Genomic DNA, 7,892 nt, shown 5'->3' with positions numbered 1-7,892 from the left:
CCCGGCATGGTGAACAGGCTGGGCGCCGCGTCGCGGTACTCAGGGTTGAGCACCAATTCGGGCGGCACCGAGACGATGTCGACCCCTGCGCGCTCCGCGGCCTCGGCCTCGTCCATCGTCAGCACACGCAGCATGGTCAGCTGTCGCTTGCCCTTCATGGCGCGCAAATCCGCCACCGTCGGTCTTTTTCGGCTCATCAAAAGGGTTCCCTCAGTTGCATTCGGCGGCAGGTCAGCCGATCTGGATCATCACTTTGCCAGCCTCGACCTTCACTGGATAGGTGGCGAGATTGACGCATACCGGTGCGCCTCGAGCCACGCCCGTCTTGTAGTTGAAGCGGCCATTGTGCTTGGGGCATTCGATGATGTCGTCCATCACCAGCCCATCGGCCAGATGCGCCTTCTCATGCGTGCAGTATCCGTCGGTTGCGAAGTACTCGTCATCGGGACTGCGATAGATGGCGAAGGTACGGCCGCCATGATCGAAGCGGATGACATCCTCTTCCTCGACATCGTCGACGCCACACGCTTCAACCCAGTCGGCCATCTGCTTTTCCCTATTCCGCCGCCGCCGGAACGGTCAGTGCATGGAATTCGTCCCGGTACGGCCGCGCCGTCGGCGGCAATTCACGTTTGAGGAAATAATCCTCGTACTGAAGCTGCTTCAGCAGCACCGGCCAGACCTCGCGATAGGCATGCCACATCGAAGGGTTCGGCTCGGGCAGATCGTGCTTGATCAATTCGTGCAGCCTCGGCAGCGCGTGATAGGGCACCATCGGAAACATGTGATGTTCGACATGATAGTTCATGTTCCAATAGATGAAGCGGCTGATGGGGTTCATGTAGACGGTGCGCGTGTTCAGCCGGTGGTCGGTGACATTGTCGGCCAGCCCGATATGCTGCAGCAGGCCGGTCAGCACCATGTGCCAGCTGCCGTAGAGGCGCGGCAGGCCGATCAGCACCAGCGGCAGGAACGACCACAGATAAAGCGCCAGCCCGATCGCCCCGACATAGATGGCGACATGCCAGCGCGCGGCTGTGACCACCTTGTGAAGCTCCATCTCGGGAATAAAGCTTTTCTCGTCCGGCGAGATGCTGCCGAACGCATTGCGCACCAGCGTCGGCAGCGAATAGCGGAAATCGAGAACACCGGTGAAGGCGAGTGCGGCGCGCAGCAGGTCCGGCGGACGCATCACCGCGATCTCGGCGTCGCGGCCGACGATGATCGTGTCGGTGTGGTGGCGGGCATGGCTCCAGCGCCAGGTCACCGGATTGCGCATCAGCATGAAGCTGGCGATCTGGTAGACGGCATCGTTCATCCAGCGTGTGCGGAAGGCGGTGCCGTGGCCGCACTCGTGCCAGCGCGAGTCGCTGGACGAGCCGTAGAGCACGCCATAGACGAGCAGGAACGGCACCACCCACCACGTGCCCCAGAACCAGGCGATCCCGGCGGCGGAACCCAATATGGCAACGATCCAGATGATCGTGTCGCGGATCGCCGGGCCGTCCGAGCGCTGCATCAGCTCTTTCATCGCCTTGCGCGGCACATCGGTGTGATACCACTCGGCCGAGGCCAGCCCGGTCTCGATCGCGATGCGCGTGCTTTCCCCGACCAGGCTGTAGTCGCGCTTTTTCTCCATCACATCGACCTCCGATTTCCGGCCCGCCAGCCGGAGCATTCGTTTCGCCTCATGCCCTGTCCGCCAATCCCGGAAAATTACCCGACGGCACAGGATAATCCTGTTGCGGCTGCCTGGCGATCGACGCGATCTTTGCTTCGGCCTCGGCGATCGCGCCGGCGCCGTCGAGCACCCGGAACACTGCGTCGTAAGAACGGCTTTCACTATGCTCCAGCCAGATCATCTCGCCCCGCTCGCGCGCCGCGAGATTGCCGAGCACATGATGCGTCGAGGGTTCGATGCCCAGCGCATACTGCCCCGCCTGCAAATTCTGCCATTGATATGCGCAAGGCAGCTGGTCCTTGCGCGTCACCACTTCGAAGCCGAGCCCGAGCTGATCGTTGACCACTGCCACCGGCACCTCGCCATTGGCGTCCGCCGCCATCTCGTGCTGCCAGACCTGCTCGCTGAAACCCGATTGCGGCGCCGGCATCGTGCGGTAACCCACCTTCTGCGCCTGGTAGCGCTCGCCGGCATGGCCAGCCCAGACGACGTCGCGGATCGGCGCCAGATAGCGCGAACCCTCGTCGAGCAAGGGATGGCTGACATTGACGTGGTAAAAATACATGTGCGGCGTGCGGTTGAAACCGTGGTTGACGACGCGATCCGACAGCCGGATCTCGTTGCCGCCGACATCGGCCTCGATACGCCGGATCAGATGCAGATCCTCGCCGAACACTGCCGATTGCTGCACGGTGCCTTCGGCCCACAGCACGCAGCGGTCGCCGTCCCAGGTCTCGCCATAACCGGTCAGCCGCGCCGGAATGGTGCCGACGCGGCCATGCAGCGAATGGATCACGGTCTTCCTGCCCGGGTAGTTGTAGCTATCGGCCGGCACTTCTTCCCGGCCCAATATGTGGTCGAGGCCGCAGGTGACAAGCAGCCCTGAAAACGAACGCGCCCAAGCGAGCCCCCCTTCCCCCTCATAATCGTGCAGGCCGGGGTGGCGAAAACCGCTCGGCGAATGCCAGCCGATCGCCTGGCCCTTGAAGTCGCAGTCAGCGATGTCGAGCGCCCGGTCGACCAGTGCCGTGAAGCGCAGGCCCGAGCCGGTGCGGAACTCCAGCATGCGGATGCCGCGTTCCACCCCGTCGCCAAGCGTCATCAGCCGCACGCCGGCAAATTGCGACAGCATGCCCGAACGTTCCGACACCTGCCGGCGCGAAAGCGTCTTGCCGTAAAGTTCTACCATGTGACGGCCAACTTCTTCACTTCGCTCTCGTCTCTTTCAGCAGGGCCGACATGTCGGCGCCGGTGATGATGCTTTCCACGGTCAGGAGATCGGTATCGGCAACCGTCTGCTCGGCGACGATCTCGCCGCGGCGCATGACGATGATGCGGTCGGCGACCTGGAACACGTGATGGATGTTGTGGGTGATCAAGAGCACGGAATGACCGGCGTCACGCACCTCCTTGACGAAGCGCAGCACGCCATGGGTTTCCTCGACACCGAGATTGTTGGTCGGTTCGTCGAGGATGATGACCTTGGCAGCGAACTGCATGGCGCGAGAAATCGCGATCGACTGCCGCTCGCCACCCGATAGCGTCGAGACCAGCGCATCGGCGTCGAGTTTTTTCGAGATGCCGACGCGCTTCAACAGCGCCGACGCCGCGTCTCGCAATTTGGCGAAATCGAGCGGCGCGAACACGCCCAGCCATTTCAGCTTGACCGGCTCGCGCCCAAGGAAAAGATTGCGCGCGATGCTGAGATCCGGCGCCAGAGACGTATCCTGGTGGATGGTCTCGATGCCGAGGTCCATCGCGTCGCGTGTCGAACGGATCGAAACCTTTTCACCGCGCACATAGATGTCGCCACGGTCGATCGGAAACACACCGGAAATCGCCTTGATCAGCGTCGATTTGCCGGCGCCGTTGTCGCCGAGCAGGGCCACCACCTCGCCTTCCTTGAGGGCAAAGGACGCATTCTTCAGCGCGCGGACGCTGCCGAAGGATTTTTGCAGATTCTGCAGCCGGAGAACTTCCATCGTCAGCCCCTTGCGGCGTTCTTCTGCAGCAAAGCGTGCAGGATGAGCATGGCGAGGATGATCAGGCCGACGAAGATATTGTAGGCGAGGCCCGGCACGCCGATCAGCACGATGCCGTTGCGGATCGCGCGCAGCATCAGCGCACCGACGATGGTGCCGAGGATCGTGCCGCGTCCGCCGGTCAGCGCCGTGCCGCCGACCACCACCATGGCGATCACTTCGAGTTCGTAGCCGGTGCCGGCCACCGGTGAAGCGGCCGAAATGCGGAAGGCGCTGATCATGCCGGCCAGCCCCGCCAGAACCGAAGTCAGGATGAACAGCCACACCTTGACGGCGTCCGCCGGCACGCCACGCGCCACCGCCGCGTTGCGGTTCGACCCGATGGCGCTGATCCAGTTGCCGAGCTTGGCATAGCGCAGCACATAGATTGCCAGCAGCGAGAGACCGATGAACCACCACAGCGAGGTGTAGAACCGGAACGAGCCGACATTGAAGCTGCCGGCCAGCAGCGTCACGAAAAAACCCGGCTGGTCCCAGGATTTCAGCGGAAAGCCCTGTGTGATGTAGAGCGCTGCCCCACGCACCACGAGCAGCATCGAAAGCGTGACCAGGAAGGACGAAATGCCGATCTTGGTGACGATCAGCCCGTTGATGGCGCCGATGGCGATGCACAGCAGAAGCCCGGCCAGAAGGGCGGCACCTATATCCACGCCGCCGTTCTGCACCAGGAGCATGACGACGACCGGGGCCAGCCCGAACACGGCGCCGACCGACAGGTCGAACTCGCCCGCCGTCAACAGCAGCGTCATGCCGAGCGCGATGATGCCGAGCTCGGGCAGGAACGCCATCATGTTGGAGATGTTGAGCGGCGACAGGAAATTGGCATCGGCAATGGCGAACACCGCGAGCAGGACAATGAGGATGACGAGCGAGGAGAATTGCGGCGAGCGTATAAGGCTCGATCTGCGTTTCCCGACAGGCATTTCGTCTTCTGCGGCGATCATCATGACTGCTTGAACCATGCTTTGAAGAGACGCCCGCGGCTTGCGCCGCGGGCACCGGTTTTCACTTCGTGTCGTAGAGTTTCAGGATCGGTTCGACGCTCGAGGCGTCGTAGAGGCTGAACGTATGGATGTCGTAGCCGATCGGCTCACCCGAAGCGGCGAGCCCGAGCAGCGCCACCGGCATGAAGCCCTGCGCAGACGGGAACTGCCAGGCGGCCGCGTTGACGAAACCGGATTTGACGGCTTCCGCGGTTTCCTTGGAATTGCCCCAGCCGACGACCGGGATCTTGCCGGCCGGCACGCCGGCGCCGTCGAACACCCGCTTGACGCTGGCCGCGACGGAATCGCCAAGCGCGATGATCGCCGGCGGATTGTTGGCCACCATGTAGTCGGTCATCTTGGCAATGATGCCGGCCGGGTCGGTGCCGCAATCGACCACATCATATTTGATCCCCAACGGATCGAAGACGCTGGCGATGCCTTCGGTCTCCAGCTGCTGATAGCTGGCGCCAGGCACTTCCACCGGCAGGAACACCTTGTCGCCCTGCTTCACCATCTTGTGGTCAACAAGATACTTGGCCCAGATGACGCCCGCCTCCTTGAGATCGGCACCGACATAGGCCTGCCGTCCGGTCGCCGGGTCGTCTGTGTTGAAGAACACGATCGGGATGCCGGCTGCCTTGGCCGCCTTCACCTCTTCCGTCCACAAGCCCGGCTGGGCCGACGTGGTGGCGATGCCGTCGGGCTTGGCCGCAAGCGCGGAATTGAAGGCCTCCTTCTGCGCCGCCATGTCGGCGCCGCTGAATGAGATCTTGCACGTCACCTTGAGCTGATCGCAGGCTTTGGTCGCGCCGGCATTCCAGTCCAGCCAGAACGCATCCGACGGACCGCCATGCGACAGCAGGTAGAACGTCTTCTGGCCATCCTGCGCCATTGCCGGCGCGCTCAATGAGACACCGGCGAGCAGCGTTGCGGCAGCCGCCAGTTTCAATGCGAATTTCAACATTTTTTCTCCTCCCTTACTTTGGAACCGAACCGCGCCGCCGCGAACCAGCGGCGCGAGAAGGCCGTCACAGACCGTTGGCGCGGAACTTCCCGTCGAGGAATTTCTTGGCGCGCGGCACGTCGTCTTCCGAGAGATGCTCGATGATCACCGGGATGTTCGGATGCTTTTCCGCCAGCCGCTGGAGATAGAGGTCGTAGTTCAGCGAACCGAGGCCCGGTGCCGGCAACTCGATCTCACCGACGCCACGGAATGTATGGCTCTCCAGCGCGTCCTCGTCGCCGATATCGGCGTGCTTCTCGGACTTGTCGCCGCCCGAACGCTTGACGTCCTTGGCGTGAGCTATTCTGATCTTGTCGGTCAGCGTGTCGAACACCTGGTTCAGGATCTGGTCCATCCTGTCGATGTTATGCGTCTCGAAATAATTGGTCGGGTCCATCAGCAGACCGAGGCCGGGGTGATCGACCTGCGCGAACATCTTGACCGTCTCCTCGACCGAGCCGACGACGTTGTTGACATAGGTTTCGAGCAGGAAGACCGCGCCGTGGTCATAGGCCGTCTGGGCAAGGTCGGCGACCACTTTGCGGCATTCCTCGAACCCTTCCTCGGTCTTGTTCTTGGGGTGATGCACCCAGTCGGATTCTGTGTTGTAGGTGCCGGTTTCCGAGATCACATACGGGCTGCCGAAATGGCGGGCGTTGCGGATGATCTCTTTGAGGTAGCCGACGCGCTTGTCGCGCTCGGCCTTGTCCGGGTGGATGATATTTGTGTAGCCGGAAATGCAGCACACCGGCAGGTGATGATCGCGGAAGACGTCGCGCACCTTCTTGGCCTTGTCCTTGGTGATCTGCCCGGCCGACAGGTCGACATCCTTGAAGTGGAGGTCGAGTTGCACCGTGTTGAAATCGAGCCCGCGGATTTTCTTCGCCGTCTCTTCGAGGCCGTACGGGAAATAGCCCGTGAAAATACCTGCCTGCATCATGGTGTGAATTCCTCCCTGTAAGCGATTCAGTTGTCTGGTGTTTCAGCTGCGGTGATCAGGTAGCGATTTCGGAAAGCTTGACCATGCGGGCCTCGTCGATCGAGCGGTAGCCCGCCTCGACCAGCGCCATGGTCTTGACGTTGTCGGCGACCGACAGCGCCGGCGGCGTGCCGGTCTTCACCGCGTGCTGGAGCTGCTCCATCACACCGATAAAGGCATGCGGGAACCACATCGTGTCCCAGCTCGGGCTGACCCATTCGCCGCCGGTCGTCTCGGTCGAAGCGTAAGTCAGCGTCGAGGCAGCGCCCGTCGGCCAGCCGATGGTGCCCTTCGCGACCCCCTTGCTGCCGTCGACGCGCCAGTTGATGTGCTGGTCGTCCTTGTAGCCATCCTGGCGCGGACCGGACCAGACATCCTCCAGCGACACGGCAAGCACGCCGGACGGGAAGCGCAGCGTCGACACGGTGATGCCGTCGGAGTGGTCGAATGTCGTGCGCGGGTCTTTGCGTGTCAGCGTGGTGATCTCGTCGGGATCGCCGAACAGGAAGCGCAGCACGTCGAGATGATGCACGCTCATATTGGCGAGCGTCAGCCGGTCATAATCCTCGAGAAAGCTCTGCCAGTGCGGGATGGCGTGCATGTCGATCTGGGCGAAGACGATGTCGCCCAGCGCGCCGCTGTCGATGATCTGCTTCAAGACGCGCATCGACTGGTCGTAGCGCATGTTCTGATTGACCGAGAGGATCTTGCCGGCCTTGGCCGCCTCGTCACGCAGCTTGACCGCTTCGTCGACCGACAAGGCCAACGGCTTCTGCGCCAGGATCGCCTTGATGTGCTTCTGCTTCAGCGCGTGACGGATCAGCGCCGGCTGCAGGTCGGGCGGGAAAGCAAGGTCGATGATCTCGACATTTTCGTCCTCGATCAGTTTTTCCGGTGTGTCGTGGACGGTCGGAATGCCCCAGCGCGTCGCCACCTTCTCGGCGCTGGCCCTGGTGCGCGAGGCGATTGCCACCACCGGGAACCCGGCTTCCTTGTAGGCGGCGAGATGGCACTCGGCCATGATCATGCCTGCGCCGACACAGCCGATCTTGTATTCCTTCGTGCGGACCTTCACGTCCGGCTCGAAGCCTTTGCTTGCCATCTCTTCCTCCCGAAACTCTTTCCTTGCGGCGGCCGTCATCGTGCCAACGCCCCGCCGCTCTGTTCGAAATAATGCACTCTGGCCGGCTCGCAGGATATC

At 62.5% G+C, this 7,892-nt stretch carries 8 protein-coding genes and 1 pseudogene; all 9 read right to left on the bottom strand.

The annotated features are described in order from the left end of the window. A pseudogene (locus EN932_RS23525) lies at positions 1-197 on the bottom strand (3-methyl-2-oxobutanoate hydroxymethyltransferase); the annotation flags it as partial. A gap of 34 nt (positions 198-231) precedes the next feature. Further along, positions 232-546: a MocE family 2Fe-2S type ferredoxin gene (locus EN932_RS23520; RefSeq protein WP_013530832.1), complete on the bottom strand. Its 315-nt coding sequence runs from the start codon at positions 544-546 to the stop codon at positions 232-234. Between the two features lie 10 nt (positions 547-556). Then, entirely contained in the window at positions 557-1,678 is a 1,122-nt protein-coding gene (locus EN932_RS23515) for a fatty acid desaturase family protein (RefSeq protein WP_127369031.1), read from the bottom strand. A gap of 10 nt (positions 1,679-1,688) precedes the next feature. Next, on the bottom strand, positions 1,689-2,870 hold the full coding sequence (locus EN932_RS23510; protein ID WP_128369105.1) for an aldose 1-epimerase family protein: 1,182 nt from the start codon (positions 2,868-2,870) through the stop codon (positions 1,689-1,691). A gap of 16 nt (positions 2,871-2,886) precedes the next feature. Next, the gene (locus tag EN932_RS23505; protein WP_024501560.1) at positions 2,887-3,669 is read right to left on the bottom strand and encodes an ATP-binding cassette domain-containing protein; all 783 of its coding nucleotides are present in this window, start codon (positions 3,667-3,669) and stop codon (positions 2,887-2,889) included. Further along, the gene (locus EN932_RS23500) at positions 3,666-4,667 is read right to left on the bottom strand and encodes an ABC transporter permease (protein ID WP_127385410.1); all 1,002 of its coding nucleotides are present in this window, start codon (positions 4,665-4,667) and stop codon (positions 3,666-3,668) included. Before EN932_RS23500 ends, EN932_RS23505 begins: the two co-directional genes overlap by 4 nt. Before the next feature lie 61 nt (positions 4,668-4,728). After that, a complete protein-coding gene (locus tag EN932_RS23495) occupies positions 4,729-5,673 on the bottom strand; it encodes a substrate-binding domain-containing protein (RefSeq protein ID WP_127369090.1) in 945 nt (314 codons plus the stop codon). 64 nt (positions 5,674-5,737) lie between these two features. Further along, entirely contained in the window at positions 5,738-6,652 is a 915-nt protein-coding gene (locus EN932_RS23490) for a sugar phosphate isomerase/epimerase (protein ID WP_013530826.1), read from the bottom strand. A gap of 55 nt (positions 6,653-6,707) precedes the next feature. After that, a complete protein-coding gene (locus tag EN932_RS23485) occupies positions 6,708-7,793 on the bottom strand; it encodes a Gfo/Idh/MocA family oxidoreductase (protein WP_127369091.1) in 1,086 nt (361 codons plus the stop codon). Positions 7,794-7,892 lie beyond the last annotated feature (99 nt).

It is taken from the genome of Mesorhizobium sp. M7A.F.Ca.US.002.01.1.1, assembly GCF_004022955.1.
Classification (GTDB): Bacteria; Pseudomonadota; Alphaproteobacteria; order Rhizobiales; family Rhizobiaceae; genus Mesorhizobium; species Mesorhizobium ciceri.
Note: the sequence above shows the minus strand (reverse complement) of the source record. Positions and strands in the feature narration are given on the sequence as shown.

What these genes read in the sequence shown, in the direction of transcription:
- EN932_RS23520 (WP_013530832.1), bottom strand. Translation starts at nt 546, where the DNA reads ATGGCCGACTGGGTTGAAGCGTGTGGCGTCGACGATGTCGAGGAAGAG.
- EN932_RS23515 (WP_127369031.1), bottom strand. Translation starts at nt 1,678, where the DNA reads ATGCTCCGGCTGGCGGGCCGGAAATCGGAGGTCGATGTGATGGAGAAA.
- EN932_RS23510 (WP_128369105.1), bottom strand. Translation starts at nt 2,870, where the DNA reads ATGGTAGAACTTTACGGCAAGACGCTTTCGCGCCGGCAGGTGTCGGAA.
- EN932_RS23500 (WP_127385410.1), bottom strand. Translation starts at nt 4,667, where the DNA reads ATGATCGCCGCAGAAGACGAAATGCCTGTCGGGAAACGCAGATCGAGC.
- EN932_RS23495 (WP_127369090.1), bottom strand. Translation starts at nt 5,673, where the DNA reads ATGTTGAAATTCGCATTGAAACTGGCGGCTGCCGCAACGCTGCTCGCC.
- EN932_RS23490 (WP_013530826.1), bottom strand. Translation starts at nt 6,652, where the DNA reads ATGATGCAGGCAGGTATTTTCACGGGCTATTTCCCGTACGGCCTCGAA.
- EN932_RS23485 (WP_127369091.1), bottom strand. Translation starts at nt 7,793, where the DNA reads ATGGCAAGCAAAGGCTTCGAGCCGGACGTGAAGGTCCGCACGAAGGAA.